This window comes from Burkholderia orbicola (assembly GCF_900100915.1).
GTDB lineage: Bacteria > Pseudomonadota > Gammaproteobacteria > Burkholderiales > Burkholderiaceae > Burkholderia > Burkholderia orbicola.
Window position 1 is genome coordinate 1478740 of sequence record NZ_FNKW01000002.1, and the last position, 17622, is coordinate 1496361.

The following is a 17622-nucleotide window of genomic DNA, read 5'->3' on the forward strand; positions in this document are numbered from 1 at the left end:
CGCATCGTTGCATCAACCTGATGCGATGCGTGACGTGTCGACGTTTGCGCGCAACCGGCGCCCGTCGCGGCGCTGTCCACTCATCGGGTTGCTGCGTCGATGCTCGACTTTTGCGGTCGAGCATCGCGCACAGCGCACTCCCCTCGATTCCACCGCGAGAAAGCACCACGCGTTGACCCTTGAACACATCTGGCGTGTGGTGGCGCAACGAGGTTGGCGATCGGGATTGATGCAACGACGCGCTCTATCACCCACGCATCATCTGAAGCAATCGAGATATCCATGCAGATCAGATCGGAGAGTATGCCTGTCCACGTACGCGACACCAGATTGAACCGTGTCGTGAAATCCATTCCGCTTGCCGCCGCCTTGCTGGCACTGATGACTGGTGGCTGTTGGAGCAACGCGATAGCGTCGACGCCTGTCAAGCCACCTCCCGCAGCAGTGCACCCGACGTTGCCCAACGGAACGCCCGTCACGTTGACCATCGAGTCGGCGGTCGCCGGAGCCGCATCGTTGTCACCCGCCAGTTCGGGCCTGAGCTTCGAAAAGGCGCAGCTCTCCGCGGGGCTGTTTTCCGGGGACAACCGCTCGCTCATCGCGTTGTTCAGGCAGCTCGGCCCGGGGGTGCTACGCATCGGCGGCAACAGCGTCAACAAGACCACGTGGGACGACAGCAAGGACCCGGGTGGCCAGGGGATGACCCCCGGCCATATCGCCCCCTCCGACGTCGACCGCCTGGCTGATTTCCTGAACGCCACCGGATGGCGGGTCATCTATGGCATCAATTTCGCGACCGAAAACGCGACGCAGATGAGCAGCGAAGCGGCGTACGTCATGCGCAAGCTTGGCAGTCGCCTTGCCGGACTGGAACTGGGCAACGAACCCGATCTCTACACCCACAACGGACTGCGGCCATCCACCTACACGTTCAATCAGTTTCTCGACGAGTGGCGCACCGACGCGCGCGCGACCCAGGGTTCGGGACGCAACCCGGCGCTCACCGGGCCGGCCTCCTCATACAACTTCATGCACTACACCATTCCGTTTGCGCAGAATATTGGCGGCGGAATCCAGCTGTTGACGCAGCACTACTACACCAACTCGAGTTGCCCGAACAGCGCGACGGGCTATGCGCCGAGCATTCCGGGCATGCTGGCGGCAGATCCGCGCCTGCCCGGCGAGTTGCAGGCGCTGGTTCGTGCGGCCTCGGACAACGGCGTGTCCGGCGGTGCGCGCATGGACGAAGCCAATTCCTTTTACAGCTGCCCCCACCTGAGCGGCGCACCCGGTGTCAGCAATGCGTTCGCCAGCGCATTATGGGCGGTGGATTTTTTGTTCACCAACGCCCGCTACGGGATGCGCGGCGTCAACTTTCATTCCGGCAATACTGCGTACTACTCACCGATTCAGACCCATGCAGCCGCGGTCACGTCGGTGCAACCCGAGTACTACGGCCTTTGGCTGTTTGGTCAAGCCGTCGATCTGTCATCCGGTACGCTGCTTGAAACGCGAATCGACATGAGCGTGCAACCGCCACTGCCGATCAAGGCCTATGACGTGCTCGCGCAGGACGGCTCGCATCGCGTGCTGATTCTCAACGAATCGGCCAGCGACGGCGATGTGACGGTCCAGCATCTGCCGCCGAATGCCACTCGCGCCGCACTGCTGCGCTTGAGTTCGACCGGCGGACTCAGCGATATCGCGGCAGCCGATGTGTCGGTCAACGGCGCGCACTTGAGCGCCGACGGGACCTGGGATTCCCCCCCGGCGCCCACGACCCAGCCCGTCTCCAACGGGAGCATGACCGTACACGTCGCGGCTGGCAGCGCGCTATTGGCGATCGTTCGGTAAACCTGCGGCGGCCGGTGCGATCACCATCGCACCGGCCGCTACCCTGCCCGGCTACGTCACTCGTCCTGCTGTTCCTGCTGCGCCTGCACCTGCTGCTGCCGGATGAACTGCCGGACATCGCTCATCGTCACGCGGCCGATGTGCTTCGCATCGATCTCGTCGAAGTGCTTCGACACGAAGCCGAGCCCGCTGCTCTGCGCCTGCGCTTTCGTCACGGCCACGCCGTTGCTCAGCACGGTATTGCCGCCGAGCCGCGCGTCGACGCGCTGTTGCGCCTGCTGCTGCAAGGCCGCGCCGGTCGACGGCAACACCGGCGCCGCCCGCGTGGCCGGAAAGAACGGACCGTCGACACCGCGCCCGCCGTGCGGCAGCTTCACCGGCGCCACCGCCTGCGGCGGCAACGCATGGGCGCTGCTCATCAAGGCACCGAGCACGATCAACGGAGACATACGCCGCATCAATTGGATTAGGGACATGATCGCTCGCATTCAATGGATGAAGAGAGGGTTCGTTTGATAAGGACTCCGTCGCTCAAGGGGCTGCCGCCAGCGTCGTCGCGGCGGTCGCGCCTGGCGTGCTGCCGGTCGGGACGCTCGGCGGGTTTTCATCCGGCCACGGCGGCGGCAGCGTGTGCAGCGTCAGCGCCGTCGGAATCCGCGCGCCCTTGTAGAAGGTCTGCAAATCCCGCTTCATCTGCGGGCGCGCGACGTCGTCCAGATAGATCATGTGACCACCCTGGAAGAAGTTCACCTGCAGCTTCGGATTCAGGCCCTTCACCGTCTGCAGCCGCGCGAGTTGCTTCTCGGTGCTGAAGAACGGCGTCGCGAGATCGTGGAAGCCGTTCTCCGCGAGCACGCGAAGCTTCGGGTTGAGCTGCAGCGCGCCGAGCAGATCGGGGATCGTGTCCGGCATCGGCTGGCCGTCGTGCGAGAAGTCCCAGACCTCGATGATGTTGTCGTTCAGCGGCAGGTACGTCGCGTTCGGGGCCGTATAGCCGAGGTAGTCCGGCATCTGCGTCGCGAGCGCGTTCGTGAACGGCTGCGAGATCAGGATGTCGGACGGATCGCCGTCGTTCTGCAGCCGCGGGTCCGAATTCGGCAACGACACGCGCCCGTCGTACCGGCCAATCGTCGTGCCGGGCAGCAGGCTCGTGCCGAACGGATTCGCGTTGAAGTAACCGCGCAGCGCCTGCTGGGTGAGGCTCGACGGGATCGACCACAGCCTGAGCGTCGCATCGCTCGGGAACACCGGCGTGCCGAGCGCATCCGGAATGCCGAGCTGGCTCAACACCCACGACTGCGAGTACTTCTGCAACTGGCTGTAGATCAGCGTCGTGAACAGTTCCGTCTGCAGTGCGTACAGACCCTGGTTCACCGGCGCCGGCGACACCTGGTTGAAGTACGCCGCGACCGCCGCGTAGCCGGGCAGGTAACCAGCCACCGTGTCGGTATCGAGCAACAGCCCTTCGGTCGATTGCGTGATCGCCACCGCTTCCACCGCGTCCGCGAAGTAGTTCAGGATCGCCGACTGCAGCACGATGCCCGTCAGGTGCACGCCGGCCGATTCGAGCGCGAGCGCGAGCATGTCGGTACGCGGCGTGCCGTACGATTCGCCGTACAGGTAGATCGGCGACGTGCCGCGGCTGTTGACGTTCAGGTAGCGCTGGATGAAGTCGCGCATGATGTTCACGTCCACGTCGGAACCCCAGTACTTCTGGTTGGTGTTCGGCAACACGGCTTCCGACAGCCCGGTGCCGGGCGGGTCGATGAACACGAGGTCGGTGGTGTCGATCAGGCTCTCCGCATTGTCGACGAGCGGATAGTTCGGCCAGTTGTTGCCGAACAGCGGATCGGGCGTGGCCACGCGGGTCGGCGCGAACGAGCCGAGGCGCAGCCAGATCGACGACGAGCCGGGCCCGCCGTTATAGACGAACGTGACCGGGCGCGGCTTGCCGTTCGTGCTGGGCGCGGTGTACGCGACATACGACATCGACGCTTCCGGATTACCGTTCGCATCCTGCGCGGTCAGGTGACCGGTGGTGGTGGTGTAGTCGATCGTCTTGCCGCCGCCTTTCCACTGGTAATGCATGACGGCCGCTTTCTCGGACACCTGCGACGGCGCGAGGCCGTCGGTCGCGTTCATCGAGTACGCGACCGGGTCGACGTACGGCTGGTTGGCCGCAGGCGCCTGGGTGCCGGCCCCCTGCGCGCTGGCCTGCTGGCTCGCGGTGGCCTGCGCGAGGCTCGACGCGCCGACGGACGACGAATCGTCGCCGCCGCATGCCGCGAGCGCCAGTGTCATGGCAGTCAATGCGCCTAGCCCGGCCAGCCGGCCGCGGCGAACACGGCGGCTGCCGATACTGCTCCTGTCTGGTTTCATCTCTTTCCTTTGGCTTCGGATACCGCATCACAAAGGCCGCCAACGCCTGCGACACGCGCAGGCCGACCCGCCACTCGCGTTGCACGGTCGGCAGTCGGCGGTTGGGAATGGGACTTCTCAGAGACTGAACTTGATACAGACACAGCAAACTGCTGGCGAGAATGATGCCCGGACGCGCCCCCTGCAGTTTGGACAACTTTTGTATGACTGAAACTTGAGCCATGACAAAAATAGGCGGTGCTGCGCCGCGTTGTCAAAGATCATTCGGATATTAAAAATCCCGCAATGATGCGAAGGCCGGACAGTGTCTGGCATTTGAAAGAAAACGGAATTATTCGTGCAAGGCGGGCTTTATCGGCTATGTCGCGTCGAATATTTTACTTTTTCGGCACAACGCGGAAACCTTCCCTGCATTGGCGCAACGCATCGAAAGCCTTCAGATCGACAGGATTATTCTTTCAATTTTATTATCGTCAATCGATTAAGACGATACAGCAGCATGCACACGTCATTCGATGATTCTTTCCATTTCAATCGCACTTCAATCGAAGTATCGATGTGCACCGCATCATCCATAAAATACCGGTTCGATTAATTGTTCACGGCATTATTTACCCGGTATTCGAACGGCTTTCCGGAACGGGCGCGACGTCCGGCATTGCCGCACATCGCGCCGTCACCAAGACTCAAACCACGCTTACTTCCCGCCGCCCGGCAGCGCGATATCGATCAGCACCGGATCGTGATCCGACGAACGATACGCATCGGCCGCGTAGAACGTCTTCTGCTGCTCGGCCGACTTGTACGCAAGCGTGTACTGCAGCGCGAGCGGCTCGTCCGCGTTGATGTGCCATTCGTGCACGGCCTTCACGTGCGACGCGAGCGGCAACGTCGCCAGTGCGTGGTCGAGATAACCGGCTTCGCCGTTGTACACGTAGCTGTACGCGTTGGCGCCGATCCAGCGCGCGACGAGATTGCGGTAGCCGCGCGATTCCAGCGTGCGGATCGGGTCTTCGTACGTGTAGCTGTTGAAGTCGCCGATCAGCAGCACGCCCTGGCTCTTGACGCCCGTCGGGTTGCCGGCCAGCCAGTCGGCAACCTTCGCCGCCGCGCGCGTGCGCGTCGGGTTCCAGCAGCCTTGACCATCGCCCTGGTCGAGATCGTCGTTCGCGGCGTCCGGGCAATTCTTCGACTTCAGGTGGTTCACGGCCACCGTCAGCGCCTGCTTGTTGCCGTTGATCAGCCGGAACGACTGCGCGAGCGGCTGGCGATTCTTGTCGTCGATCGCGAGCGTCGCCGCGCGGCCGACCGGCTCGACCTTGCGGCTGTCATAGATCATCCCGACCGTAATCGCGTCGCCGCCGAGCCGCGACGTGCCCGGATCGACCACGCGCCAGTGGTTGCCGAGCTTCGCCGCGAGCTGGCGCACCGCACTCAGTTCGCCGTAACCATTGTTCTGGATTTCCATCAGGCCGATCACGTCGGCGTCGATCGCCTTCAGCGCGCTGACGATCTTCGCTTCCTGGCGCTGGAACTCCTGGAAGGTCTTCGCGCCGCGATTGTTCGGATCGTCGAAGCCGCCGCCGAGACCGTTGCCGTTGAAGTAGTTCAGCACGTTGAACGACGCGACGCGCAGGTTCGATTTCGGATCACGCGCCGGTGCGATGGTGCGCGGGTTCGAACGCGCGTCGAACGCCGGCACGGCCGCGCCCGGCAGCGGCTGCACGCGCCAGGCGCCGTAACGCACTTCGAGCACGCCTTCCACGTCGCGCACGGTGTAGCCCGCGCGCAGCGTGTTCGCGGCCGACAGGCCCGGCGCCGGATACGGCACGGTCGCGGGGTTCTGCTTGTTGGAGCCGTCGTCGAGGATCAGGCGGTTGCGCGCGTTCGCGTCGATCTGCGTCTGCGCCTGCGCGGGCGGCACGACGCTCGTCGGCGTATGCAGGCGGCCGTTGCTGAGCATCACGCTGCCGTAGCGGCCGAGTTCGTAGTTGTCGGTGACGCTCAGCGTCTGCGGCAGGCGCACGAGCATCCCTTCGTACGCGGCGAACGCGTTGGGGCTGTCGACCGGCAGCGTGAGCGTCGCGGGCGTGACCGTCTGGCCGTTCGCGCATACCGCGATCGCGCCCTGCAGCGTGAGCTGCGTCTGCCCGTATTTCTCCTCGACCTTGCCCGTCACGTGCACGAGATCGCCGGCCTTCGCGCGCGCTTTCGGCGCATAGACGAACAGGCCTTCGGACACGCCCGGCTGGTTGCGGCGCTGCGCGTCCGCCTGCTGGACGAAAAAGCCGCCGAAGCCGTCCGTGCCGCCGAAATCGGCGGTGACGACCGCTTCGATCGATGCGTTCTGACCGGCGAGCGGCGACGGCGCGCCTGCTCCCTGGATATCGGCGATCGGCGTCGTGCTGCCGCCGCAGTTCGCGCTGACGGGCGCGGCAGTGGCGGCGAATACCGGCGCGGCGAGCGTCGGGAGCAGCAATAGCGGGGCAAACAGGCGGATTGTCGAGCGCATGGCGGGAATCCCGGTTGTGAGGGTGGCGAAAGCTTAGCGGCGCTCGGTGACAGTTTTTGGTAATCGGCAGACAGGCCGATGTAATCGCCATCATCACGCCGCGATCGCCATGCGTCGTCCGGTCAAGTCTCGACAATGCAGCCAATCTTCCGACGACGAAGCCCCGCCGCTAGGCCGTCCCCGGCAACGCGCTCGACACGAGCACGGCCGCCACCATCAGCACGCCGCCGAGCACGACCGCCTCGACTCGCAACACCATGCCGAACCGTCTCAACGCGCGTACCGGTATCGCGGCGGCCGGGTCTTTCAACGCGGCCAGCAGCTTCGGCATCCCGAAGAAGCGGTTGTGTCCGCCGAGCATCGCGGCAATCAGCACGAGCACAAGCTTCAGCAGCAGGATTTGCCCGTACGTCGACGCGAACAGGTTGGCGGGTGTATCGACGCCGCGCCAGCCGTTGTACGCGCCGGTCGCGAACAACACGACCAGCGCGTAAGTGGATGCGTCGGACAGCGACTGCACGAACGATGCGCCCGTCGCGCGTTCGCTCGCCGGCATGCGGGCGAGCCGCGACATCACGCCGAATGCCGTCACGAGCACGAGCCCCACCCACGCGCTGATCGCCAGCAGATGCAGCCAGTCGATCCACACCGGCACGCTGAACAGCCCGGCGTCCACCGGATGGCCGCCGTTGCTGCGCGCCAGCGCGACACAAGCGAGGGCAGCCACCATCGCGAACGGAAACCGCGTGTCGTTCGCGCGTCCGACGAACGACAGCAGCACGACGACGAGCATGAACGCCGCCCCGGCCAGCCACGCATGACCGAAGCCGGTGCGCGCGAGCATCGAACACACCGCCGGCCCAGCGTCGAGCAGCGACACCTCGCTCATCAGCGCGCAGTGCGCCCAGAACGCGGCGACGCTCGCGAGCAGCGATACGACGGACGCAATGCGCAGCGTCGCGGCGAGCCGCCGCCCAACGTCGTGCTGCCACGCGGACACGCCGCGTGCGAGCCAGTGCCGGCCGAGCAATGCGCCGACGACGACCGCGAACCCGGCGTTCTGGATCGCCACCGCCACGAGCCGCAGCAGGCCGACGATGCCGTCGTTCATTCCTTCACCCGGAACGTATAGGTGCCCTTCGTGCGATGCGCATCGGCCGTCATCGCCGCCCACTGCACGGTGTACGCGCCCGTCGCGAGCTTCGGTATCGCGACGGTCATCACGCGCGGGTTCGACGCATCGACCTTCGCCTTGTCCTGCGTGACGGCGTTGCCGCTTGCGTCCGACACCTTCACCGAGCTGAACGCCGGTTCGAGGTCTTCGTTGAACGTGAGCCGCACCGTGTCGGGCGCCGCATCGATCGTGCTACCGACCGCCGGTACGGCGCGCTCCAGCTTGCCGTGCGCCGACGCCGCGACCGGTGCGCCTGCGAAGATGGCGGTAGCCGCGGCAAAGCCGGCCAGCCGCTTGAACATCGAGATCGTCATGTTCACGCGCTCCGCTTCACGGCTTCTTCAGCTCGACGACGGTCAACGCACCGTCCACGTCCTCGGCGACGAAATCGATCGTATCGCCCACCTTCACCTGCGCCAGCATCGCCGGGTCCTTCACCTTGAACACCATCGTCATCGCGTCCATCCCGAGGTTCTCCAGCGGGCCGTGCTTGATCGTCAGCTTGCCGGCCGCCGTGTCGACCTTGCGGATCTCGCCGTGCGACATGCGCGACACCGCGGCGCCCTGCTTCGCATTCGCGCTCATGTCCATGCCGGCCATGTCGCCGGCCGCGTACGACGCCGCGGAGAACGCCAGCGCGCACCCCGTCGCCATCAAAACCAGTCCCTTCTTCATCGTGTCGACTCCCGTGTGAGTGAATGGAAACCGGCGGCCGCATCGACGCGGCCGCCGCATGCTGCTTCAGCCGTCCGGCAATTCGCCGGTGTATTCGTATGCGACGGTGCCCTTCGGATGCCGGAACCAGCCCGGATCGCGATAGTCGTTGCGGCCCAGCCCCTGCCGCACCTTGAGCACCGTGAACATGCCGCCCATCTCCAGCGGCCCGAACGGGCCCGTGCCGGTCATCATCGGCAGCGTGTTGTCGGGCAGCGGCATCTCCATGCCGCCCATCGCGCCGCCCGTGCTGCCCATCGCCATGTAGTCGGGCACGAGCTTGCCGATGCGCTTCGCGAGATCCTTCTGCGGCACGCCGATCAGGTTCGGCACTTGGTGGCCCATCGCATTCATCGTGTGGTGCGACTTGTGGCAATGGAACGCCCAGTCGCCTGGACGATCAGCGGTGAACTCGATCGCGCGCATCTGCCCCACCGCGACATCGGCCGTCACTTCCGGCCAGCGCGCGGCCGGCGGAATCCAGCCGCCGTCGGTGCCCGCGACCTCGAAGCTGTAACCGTGCAGGTGGATCGGGTGGTTCGTCATCGTCAGGTTGCCGAAACGAATCCGCACGCGGTCGCCGGCGCGCACCGGCAACGGATCGATGCCCGGGAACACGCGCGAGTTGAAGGTCCACATGTTGAAATCGGTCATCTCGTTCACGCGCGGCGTATAGCTGCCGGGGTCGATGTCATATGCGGCGAGGAGGAACACGAAATCGCGATCGACCGCCATCGTGCCGCGCGCCTTCGGATGCACGATGAACATCCCCATCATCCCCATCGCCATCTGTACCATCTCGTCGGCGTGCGGGTGATACATGAACGTGCCGTGCGCTTCGAGCTGGAACTCGTAGACGAAGGTCTTGCCGGGCGGGATATGCGGCTGCGTGAGGCCGCCGACGCCGTCCATCCCGTTCGGCAGCCGCAGCCCGTGCCAGTGGATCGTCGTGTGCTCCGGCAGCCGGTTGGTCACGAAGATGCGGACCTTGTCGCCTTCGACGGCCTCGATCGTCGGGCCCGGCGACTGGCCGTTGTAGCCCCACAGGTTCGCGTTCATGCCGGGCGCCATCTCGCGCACGATGGGCTCGGCCGTCAGGTGGAATTCCTTCCAGCCGTTCTTCATCCGCCACGGCAGCGACCAGCCGTTCAGCGTCGCGACGGGCGTGTACGGGCGGCCGTTGGGCGGCACAAGCGGCGGCTGCGTGCCGGCTTTCGCCATCGTCGGCGCGTCGGGCAACGACGCGGCGCCGGCCTTGCTGACCATCGCCGCACCGAGCAGCGCGGCGCCCGAGCCGCTGAGAAATTGTCGACGGGACACCATGTCAATGACCTTCCGGATGCGGTTGCGTGGCGGGCGCCGACGGCGCCGCGGGAGTGGAAGCCGGCTGCGGCGCAGCGTCGGCGACGGGTGTGGATGCGGATGCCGATTCGGCGGAATGCGTCGCGCTCGGCACGGCACCTGGTAACGGCAACCGGCCGCCGACGGCCATCTGCAGATCGGTTTCCGCGAGCCAGTAGTCCTTCAGCGCATCGATGTAGCCGTTGACCGCGCCGACCTGTTCACGCGCATCGGTCAGCAGCTCGAACACGCTCGCGAGCATCCCGTTGTAGCGCAGCAGCAGTTCGTCGGAGATCGTCTTGCGCAGCGGCACGACTTCGTCGCGATAGTGCGTTGCGACGTCGTAGCTCGTCACGTACGCCGCATACGATTCGCGTACTTCCGAGCGGGCATCGATGGCCGTTTTCGCGAGCCGGTTCGCGGACTGCATGTAGATCGCCTCGGCGCGCGCGACCTTGGCTCCCCCCCAGTCGAACAGCGGAATCTCGACGCTGATTTCGTAGCCGTGCTCGTGGCCCTTGCCGGTTTCGTAGTCGTTCACGTAGCCCAGCTCGACCGCGTTGACGAAGCGGGTGGCCTTGCTCAGGCCGAGCGACGACGCGACGCCCTGCGTCTGCAGCTTCGCGGCCTGGACGTCGAGGCGATTGCCCATCGCGAAGCGTTCGAGGTCGGGCAGGTTCGGGCGCGCCTTCGGCAAATCCGGCAAGCGCTCGGGCAGCGCGTACCGCGTGCGCTCGCCCCACAGCCCCATCGCGCGCGTGAGCTTCTCGCGTGCGGCGATGGCCTGCTGACGCGTTTTCGCGTACTGCGCGACCGCGTCGGCGTGAAACGCCTGTTCACGGGCGTAGTCGAGCCGGCTGAAGTTGCCGGCCTGCCGCATGCGCAGTGCGAGTTCGGCGGCCGCGCTCGCGGCGTCGCGCACCTGCTGCGCATAGTGTGCGGCCTGCTCGGCGGCGACGGCCTCGACATACGCGCGGCGCGCGTCGGCCGCGACCTTCAGCATCGCATCGGCCGTTTCGAGCTTGGTCTGCTCGAAACGGCGGCGTTCGATCTTCGTTGCGAGCGGCATCGTCAGCAGCGCGAACACGTTCGCCGAGAACGTGCGGCCAAGCGTCAGCTCGCCATCGCCGGCACGCGTGCGGCTGAATGCGAAGCGCGGGTTCGGCAACCGGCCGGCCTGCACGAGGTCGGCCTCCGACAGCCCGAGTTCCGCGTACGACGCCTGCAGCCCGCGGTTGTTCAGCAACGCGACCTGCACCGCGTCGTCCATCGACAGCGGCTTGCCGAGCAGTTCCTTCGTCCGCTGGTCGACCGCTTCGCGATCGGCGTCGGTCCTCACCACCACCGCGTCCTTTCCGATGCGTTCCGATGCAGCCGACGACACGGCGTCGAACCCGCCATCCTTCGAAAACGTCGTGCAGCCCGCGAGGAACGCCAGCGCGATCGCGGCCGCGCCGATCCTCGGTGATATCGCCAGCGTCGTCATCGCGTGGCCCCTCCGTGCGTCGAATGGGGCGCGGCGTTGCCGGTCGTGCGCCCTTTCGCGGGCCGCTCCATCACATCCCGGTTCAGTTGCTTCCAGCCCGGGCCTGCGTCGTCCCGATACGGCCGGTAGCCGTCGAACGCGGACGTCACGGTGACGTCCGGCACCGACGCGGCGGCGTCCGCCGGATCGGGAAACGGGGTTTGCGCGGGCGCGAGCGACGGCACGAGGGCCGCCGCGCCCAACAGCGCCGCAATGATCAATCGCATGAACATGTCTCGTCGTAAGTCGTCCGGCGCGCCTGATGCGGCCGCCGGAGCGGATGGCGGATCGCGGCGCATCGGCCGCGGGCAGCGACTAGGCGGGCATCCGGCGCGGCGGCCGGTCGATGCCGCCCGTCAGGAACGACACGCCCCCGGCCGAGCGCGGAGGCGCGACGATGGTGACGCCGACGCTCGCCGCGGCGGGCACCGCAGGCGCACTCGACATCCCCGTGCCGAAGCAGCAGGACACGCACGCGGCACATGACGACGCATGCCGCGCGTGATCGTCGCGATCGCCGTGATCGTGATGGCCACCCTGCGCGGCCGGCATCGCGTGCGACGCCTTTTCCTCTTGCGGCACGGCGGCGCCCGGGCACTGCATCGAAACCGCCGCGAACGACGGGATCGACAGGCTCAGCGCGAGCAACACGACGACGAGAAATGTGCGCCAGTACGACATGGATACGAGATCAGGCAGACAGCGATCGTTAGGGCCGGCGCGTCGCACGACGGCGCGCTCCGGGGACAAGACGGTCGCAGCTTATCGCCGCCGCGGTGACGACGGCATGGCCGAAACATGACCGGCTTTTCATGACAATTCCGTCATCCGCCGGTCATCCTTCACGCACGCACGACGCCGTACGCTCCGGCGTTACACTGACCGGCTGGAATCACGAACAGCCTGCCTCACCATGCGGATACTGATAGTCGAAGACGAACCCAAGATGGCGTCATACCTCCGGAAGGGATTGACGGAGGCGAGCTACACGGTCGATGTCGCGGAAAACGGCCAGGACGGGCTGTTCCTCGCCTTGCACGAGGATTTCGACCTGATCGTGCTCGACGTGATGCTGCCCGCGCTGGACGGCTTCGAGGTGCTCAGGCGGCTGCGCGCGCAGAAGCAGACGCCCGTGCTGCTGCTCACGGCCCGCGAGGCAATCGAGGACAAGGTCGCCGGGCTCGAACTCGGCGCCGACGATTACCTGCTCAAGCCGTTCGCATATGCCGAATTCCTCGCGCGCATCCGCTCGCTGCTGCGGCGCGCGCCACGTAACGTGCGCGACATCCTGCACGTCGCCGATCTCGAAATCGACCTGCTCAAGCGCCGCGTGCGGCGCGCGGACACTCGCATCGACCTGACCGCGCAGGAATTCGCGCTACTGCAGTTGCTCGCGGAACGCGAAGGCGAGGTGCTGACGCGCACCTTCATCACGTCGCAGATCTGGGACATGAATTTCGACAGCGACACGAACGTCGTCGATGCCGCGATCAAGCGCCTGCGCGCGAAGATCGACAACGCGTACGAGAAGAAGCTGATCCACACGATCCGCGGCATGGGCTACGTGCTCGAGGATCGTTCGTGACCGCGCGCCCCGCGTCGTATTCGCTGCTGCGGCGCCTGACGCTCGCGTTCGCCGCCGTCGCGGCGCTGGTGTTCGCGCTGACCGGCGCGTATCTCTACCGCTCGTTGTCCGCCGAATTGACACGGCGCGACGACATCGAGATCTCGGCCAAGCTGAATCAATTCCTGCAACTCGCACGCGCCAGCGGATCGACGGCCGCGCTGCGCGCCGATCCGGCCGTGTTCCACGACGTGCTGCTGTCGCATCCGGGCGTCTATCTCGGCATCTACGATGCGCAACACCGGCCGCTCGTCGAGCATTCCGACGAAGCCGGCAACACGCTTGCGTCGGTGATCTCGGCCTCGCATCCGGCTGGCAACGCCGGCAGCCCGTTCACGTGCGCGCCGCCCGGCATCGGCACGTCGCGCTGCGTGTATGCGCGCGAAACGCTGCCGTCCGGCGAAGCGATCCAGGTCGCCCTCGCGCGCACCGCAACCGATCGCCAGTCGCTGCTCGAAAGCTATCGCGTCGACATCTGGCTCGCGGCGGCCGTCGGCGCGCTGCTGGTCGGTGCGCTCGGCTATGCGGTCGCGTCGCGCGGGCTGCGCCCGGTCGAGAGCCTCGGCCGGCAAACGTCGCGCATCGAGGCGCACAACCTGAACGCACGCCTCGACGCGCGCGGCGGCCCGGTTGAATTGCGCGAGCTCGCCACGTCGGTGAACCGGATGCTCGACCGGCTCGAACGCGCGTTCGTGCGGCTGTCGCAGTTCTCATCCGATCTCGCGCACGACATGCGCACGCCGCTCGCGAACGTGATCAGCTCGTCGCAGATCACGTTGTCGCGCGCGCGCACGACCGACGAATATGAAGCGCTGATCGAATCGAATATCGAGGAATGCGAACGGCTACAGCGGATGATCGAGAATATGCTGTTTCTCGCCCGTACCGACAATGCGCGGCAGCACCTGAAGACCGCCGAACTCGATGCGGGCAGCGAACTGCGCCGGCTCGCGTCGTATTTCCAGGCGCTGGCCGACGAGGCCGGCGTGCGCATCGACGTGCATGGCGAAGCGCCGGTCGTCGCGGACGCGACGCTGTTCCGGCGCGCGGTGAGCAACCTCGCGTCGAATGCGCTCGAACACGCGCAAGCCGCGTCGACGATCGAACTGGCCGTGTCCGTACAAGGCAGCTACGCGGTCGTCGAAGTCACGAATCGCGGCGTCGCGATTCCGCCCGAACAGGTCGAGCGGATCTTCGAGCGCTTCTACCGGATCGATTCGTCGCGGCACGGCGCGGCGCGCAACGCGGGGCTCGGGCTCGCGATCGTGAAGTCGATCATGGAGCTGCATCGCGGCAAGGTGGACGTCGCGAGCCGCGACGGGCGCACGACGTTCGCGCTGTACTTTCCGCGCGATACCGATAGTTAGGTCATGCGCCGCCGCATTCGGCGCTAGCGATCCTGCACCGCGCCGAACGACGTGCGCACGCACACGAGCAGCACGATGGTCGCTGCGCTGAATGCGGCCCCTGCGTAGAACGTGGCGGCGGCGCCCACCCGGTCCCACAGGGCACCCGCGACGACGCTCGATACGAGCGTGACGATGCCGCTGATCAGGTTGAACACGCCGAACGCCGTCCCTCTCAATTCGGCCGGCGCGGCCTGCGCGACCATCGTCGCGAGCAGCCCTTGCGTCATCCCCATATGCAGCCCCCACAGCGCGACGCCGACGAGCACGGCCGGCCAGTGCGCGCCGTGCGCCAGCACGATATCGGCGGCGATCAGCAGCGCGAGCCCGACCACCATCAGTTTCGTGTGGCTCGTCGTATCGGCGAGCTTGCCGAACGGGTAAGCGGACAACGCATACACGACGTTCATCGCGACCATCACGAGCGGCACGAGTGCGACGGGCACGCCGCTGCCCATCGCGCGCAACACCAGGAACGCCTCGCTGAAACGCGCCAGCGCGAACACGCCGCCGACGGCCACGACCCACCAGTAGCGGGCGCCGAGTTGCGCGACGACCTCGCGGCGAATCGGATTGACGCGCTTCTCGCCCGGCGCACGCGCCGGTTCGTCGATGCCGACCGCGAGCAGCGCCACGGCGAGCACGCCGGGAATCACGGCCAGCCAGAACGCGAGGCGGAAATCGTCGCGCCACGTCAGCATGATGAAGACGGCCAGCAGCGGCCCGAGGAACGCGCCCACCGTGTCGAGCGACTGCCGCAACCCGTACGCGGCGCCGCGCAGGTGAACGGGCGTCACGTCGGCGACGAGCGCATCGCGCGGCGCGCCGCGAATCCCCTTGCCGACGCGATCGACGATCCGTGCCGTGACCACGACGCCGATCGTCGGCGCGATCGCGAACAGCGGCTTGCTAAGCGCACCGAGCGCGTAGCCGGCCACCGCGAGCCATTTGCGATTGCGCAGATAGTCGCTCAGCGTGCCGGAGAACACCTTGACGACCGGCGACGTCGCCTCGGCGATCCCCTCGATCAGGCCGATCGTCGTCGCGCTCGCACCGAGCCCCGCCATCAGGAACATCGGCAACAGGCTGTGGATGATTTCGGACGACACGTCCATCAGCAGGCTGACACAGCCGAGCACCCACACGCTGCGCGGAATCTGCCGAAGAATGCCGGTCGATGAGTCGGTCTGCATGGATCGTCCTCGGTTCAGGAATCGTGACGCTGAATGCTGTGATGCTACTGCAGTCCCGTGACACGATCGCAGGTTGCGCGTGCACCCTCGTTATTCCGCCGCGTCGCGCCGGAGCTTCGCCTGCCGGCGCGTGCGGTCGTTGAGGATCTGGTGCCGGCGATGGTCGGTCAGCTTCTTCCAGTCGCGCGCCTCGTCGCGGGTGCGCAGGCAGCCGACACAAAAGCCGGTGCGGCCGTCGAACGTGCACAGCTCGATACACGGCGATTTCACGGCCACGATCAGGCGGCCTTCGCGGGCCTCAGCACTTCGACGGTCACGTGCGACACGCCGTCGAAGCCCGCGACCAGCGCATGATAAAAGCGCGCATCGCGCGCGGTGTCGCCCGATTCGACCGACACGATCGCGCTCATGTGCCCGGGGCCCACGCGCCACACATGGAGATCGTTGACCTTGTCGCCTAGCGCCTCGATCGCGCGGCGCACGTTGTCGGTCAGCTTGCGATCGACGTTGACGTCGAGCAGGATTCCGCCCGTATCGCGCATCAGCCCGTACGCCCAGTTGGCGATCACCAGCGCGCCGACGATGCCCGCGAGCGGGTCCATCCAGACCCAGCCGAACGCACGCGCGAGCAGCAGGCCGACGATCGCCAGCACCGACACGGCCGCGTCGGCGATCACGTGAACGTAGGCCGACCGGATGTTGTGATCGCGATGCGCGGCCGAGTGCGACCCGTGAGCATGATGCGCGTGGTGTGCGTCGTCGTGGTCATGATCATGGTCGTGGTCATCGTGGTGGTCGTGCCCATGCGCATGATGATGGCCGTGACCATGCCCGTGATGGTGATCGCCGCTCAGCAGCCACACGCTGGCGAGGTTCACGGCAAGCCCCAGCACGGCGATCGGAATCGCTTCGTCGAAGCGAATCGGCACCGGCGCCAGCAGGCGCGCGATCGCCTCATAGCCGATCAGCAACGCGATCATCGCCAGCACGATCGCGCTCGTGAAGCCGGCCAGGTCGCCGAGCTTGCCGGTGCCGAACACGAAGCGCGGATCGTCGGCGTGCCGGCGCGCATAGGTATAGGCCAGCGCGGCGATCAGCATCGCGCCCGCATGCGTCGACATGTGCAGCCCGTCCGCGACCAGCGCGAGCGACCCGAACAGCGTGCCGCCGACGATCTCGGCGATCATCATCGCCGTGCACAGGCCGATGACCATCCACGTCTTCCGCTCGTTGCGCGCATGGGCGGCGCCCAGAAACGCGTGACTGTGCGCGCCGCCCGCCGCCGGGCTCTTGAATTCGTTCATGTTCCGATCCGCTTACTTGAAATAGCTGTGGACGACCTCGATCAGCTGCTCGGTCGCGCTGCCTTCGTGCGCGTCGGGCGTGTCCGCATCGACGAGATGCGACCGGATGTGATCTTCCAGCACAACGGCCAGCAGGCCGTTCATCGCGCCGCGGCAGCTCGTGATCAACTGCAGCACGTCGTTGCAGCCGCGCTCGTCTTCCAGCGCCCGCTCGATCGCCTCGACCTGTCCCTTGATACGGCGCACGCGGTTCAGCAGCTTCTGTTTTTCGCGAACGGTATGACTCATCGATGGCTCCTGTATAGGGTAGGGGAGTATATCTCCGAAGCGCTGCCCCTATAGGGCAGAGGGGTATATTTTTTCGAGACGAAGGCTTGTCGAAAGAAAACCGCTCGGCTAGACTGCTTTCCGTCTTTGGGGAGTAGCCTGCTTTCCGTCCCCCGGAAAGCGAACGCGTCAACACACTCGGCCTGCGGCCGTGGCGCGTTCAGCCTGATCGGCTTGGCGAGACCATCGGCACATCGCGTCGTTCCTGGTCGGACGTCGGCGGATGTGTCATGGTTCGTCAGCGTCCGACCACGGAGTCCCCATGTTCC

General features: G+C 66.2%; 17 protein-coding genes and 1 riboswitch. Of the genes, 3 read left to right on the forward strand and 14 right to left on the reverse strand.

Annotated elements, in window-relative coordinates; all coding sequences use genetic code 11:
• Window positions 1-342: 342 nt before the first annotated feature.
• Window positions 343-1854, forward strand: coding sequence for a glycosyl hydrolase family 79 C-terminal domain-containing protein (locus tag BLS50_RS23585; protein WP_124621087.1), 1512 nt, complete (start codon window positions 343-345; stop codon window positions 1852-1854).
• Between the two features lie 56 nt (window positions 1855-1910).
• Here BLS50_RS23585 and BLS50_RS23590 read toward each other — a convergent pair whose 3' ends face one another.
• The 10 genes from BLS50_RS23590 to BLS50_RS23640 form a co-directional block, all read right to left on the reverse strand.
• Window positions 1911-2342, reverse strand: a complete 432-nt coding sequence (locus BLS50_RS23590; RefSeq protein WP_074804441.1) for a 2-oxoglutarate dehydrogenase — start codon at window positions 2340-2342, stop codon at window positions 1911-1913.
• A gap of 43 nt (window positions 2343-2385) precedes the next feature.
• Window positions 2386-4233, reverse strand: a complete 1848-nt coding sequence (locus BLS50_RS23595) for a S10 family serine carboxypeptidase-like protein (protein WP_074804442.1) — start codon at window positions 4231-4233, stop codon at window positions 2386-2388.
• A gap of 697 nt (window positions 4234-4930) precedes the next feature.
• Entirely contained in the window at window positions 4931-6745 is a 1815-nt protein-coding gene (locus BLS50_RS23605) for an ExeM/NucH family extracellular endonuclease (RefSeq protein ID WP_074804446.1), read from the reverse strand.
• Between the two features lie 169 nt (window positions 6746-6914).
• Window positions 6915-7856, reverse strand: coding sequence for a CopD family protein (locus BLS50_RS23610; RefSeq protein WP_069230594.1), 942 nt, complete (start codon window positions 7854-7856; stop codon window positions 6915-6917).
• Window positions 7853-8233: a copper resistance CopC family protein gene (locus tag BLS50_RS23615; protein ID WP_069230593.1), complete on the reverse strand. Its 381-nt coding sequence runs from the start codon at window positions 8231-8233 to the stop codon at window positions 7853-7855. Before BLS50_RS23615 ends, BLS50_RS23610 begins: the two co-directional genes overlap by 4 nt.
• Before the next feature lie 16 nt (window positions 8234-8249).
• Complete coding sequence (locus tag BLS50_RS23620) at window positions 8250-8594, reverse strand: copper-binding protein (protein ID WP_023475324.1); 345 nt, start codon at window positions 8592-8594, stop codon at window positions 8250-8252.
• A gap of 66 nt (window positions 8595-8660) precedes the next feature.
• On the reverse strand, window positions 8661-9956 hold the full coding sequence (locus BLS50_RS23625; protein ID WP_074804449.1) for a multicopper oxidase family protein: 1296 nt from the start codon (window positions 9954-9956) through the stop codon (window positions 8661-8663).
• Window position 9957: 1 nt separating this feature from the next.
• A complete protein-coding gene (locus tag BLS50_RS23630) occupies window positions 9958-11460 on the reverse strand; it encodes a TolC family protein (protein WP_074804451.1) in 1503 nt (500 codons plus the stop codon).
• Complete coding sequence (locus BLS50_RS23635; protein WP_034175319.1) at window positions 11457-11726, reverse strand: hypothetical protein; 270 nt, start codon at window positions 11724-11726, stop codon at window positions 11457-11459. Before BLS50_RS23635 ends, BLS50_RS23630 begins: the two co-directional genes overlap by 4 nt.
• Window positions 11727-11814: 88 nt before the next feature.
• Window positions 11815-12180, reverse strand: coding sequence for a hypothetical protein (locus tag BLS50_RS23640; RefSeq protein ID WP_069230590.1), 366 nt, complete (start codon window positions 12178-12180; stop codon window positions 11815-11817).
• A 232-nt stretch (window positions 12181-12412) separates the two neighbouring features.
• Between BLS50_RS23640 and BLS50_RS23645 the strand changes: the two genes are divergently transcribed.
• Together BLS50_RS23645 and BLS50_RS23650 are read left to right on the forward strand one after the other, a co-directional pair.
• Entirely contained in the window at window positions 12413-13084 is a 672-nt protein-coding gene (locus BLS50_RS23645; RefSeq protein WP_012338817.1) for a heavy metal response regulator transcription factor, read from the forward strand.
• The gene (locus tag BLS50_RS23650; protein WP_074804453.1) at window positions 13081-14490 is read left to right on the forward strand and encodes a heavy metal sensor histidine kinase; all 1410 of its coding nucleotides are present in this window, start codon (window positions 13081-13083) and stop codon (window positions 14488-14490) included. Before BLS50_RS23645 ends, BLS50_RS23650 begins: the two co-directional genes overlap by 4 nt.
• 23 nt (window positions 14491-14513) lie before the next feature.
• On the opposite strand, the gene BLS50_RS23655 is transcribed toward BLS50_RS23650, so the two are convergent.
• From BLS50_RS23655 to BLS50_RS23670, 4 genes are all read right to left on the reverse strand, one after another.
• Window positions 14514-15722: an MFS transporter gene (locus BLS50_RS23655; RefSeq protein WP_074804455.1), complete on the reverse strand. Its 1209-nt coding sequence runs from the start codon at window positions 15720-15722 to the stop codon at window positions 14514-14516.
• Window positions 15723-15812: 90 nt separating this feature from the next.
• Window positions 15813-15998, reverse strand: coding sequence for a DUF1289 domain-containing protein (locus BLS50_RS23660; RefSeq protein WP_080486914.1), 186 nt, complete (start codon window positions 15996-15998; stop codon window positions 15813-15815).
• A gap of 2 nt (window positions 15999-16000) precedes the next feature.
• Window positions 16001-17026 carry a CDF family Co(II)/Ni(II) efflux transporter DmeF gene (gene dmeF / locus BLS50_RS23665; protein WP_074804457.1) on the reverse strand — a complete coding sequence of 342 codons (1026 nt, stop codon included), beginning with the start codon at window positions 17024-17026 and terminating at the stop codon, window positions 16001-16003.
• Window positions 17027-17038: 12 nt separating this feature from the next.
• Entirely contained in the window at window positions 17039-17314 is a 276-nt protein-coding gene (locus BLS50_RS23670) for a metal/formaldehyde-sensitive transcriptional repressor (protein ID WP_011548394.1), read from the reverse strand.
• Between the two features lie 116 nt (window positions 17315-17430).
• Window positions 17431-17606, forward strand: a riboswitch (yybP-ykoY riboswitch).
• Window positions 17607-17622: the final 16 nt, after the last annotated feature.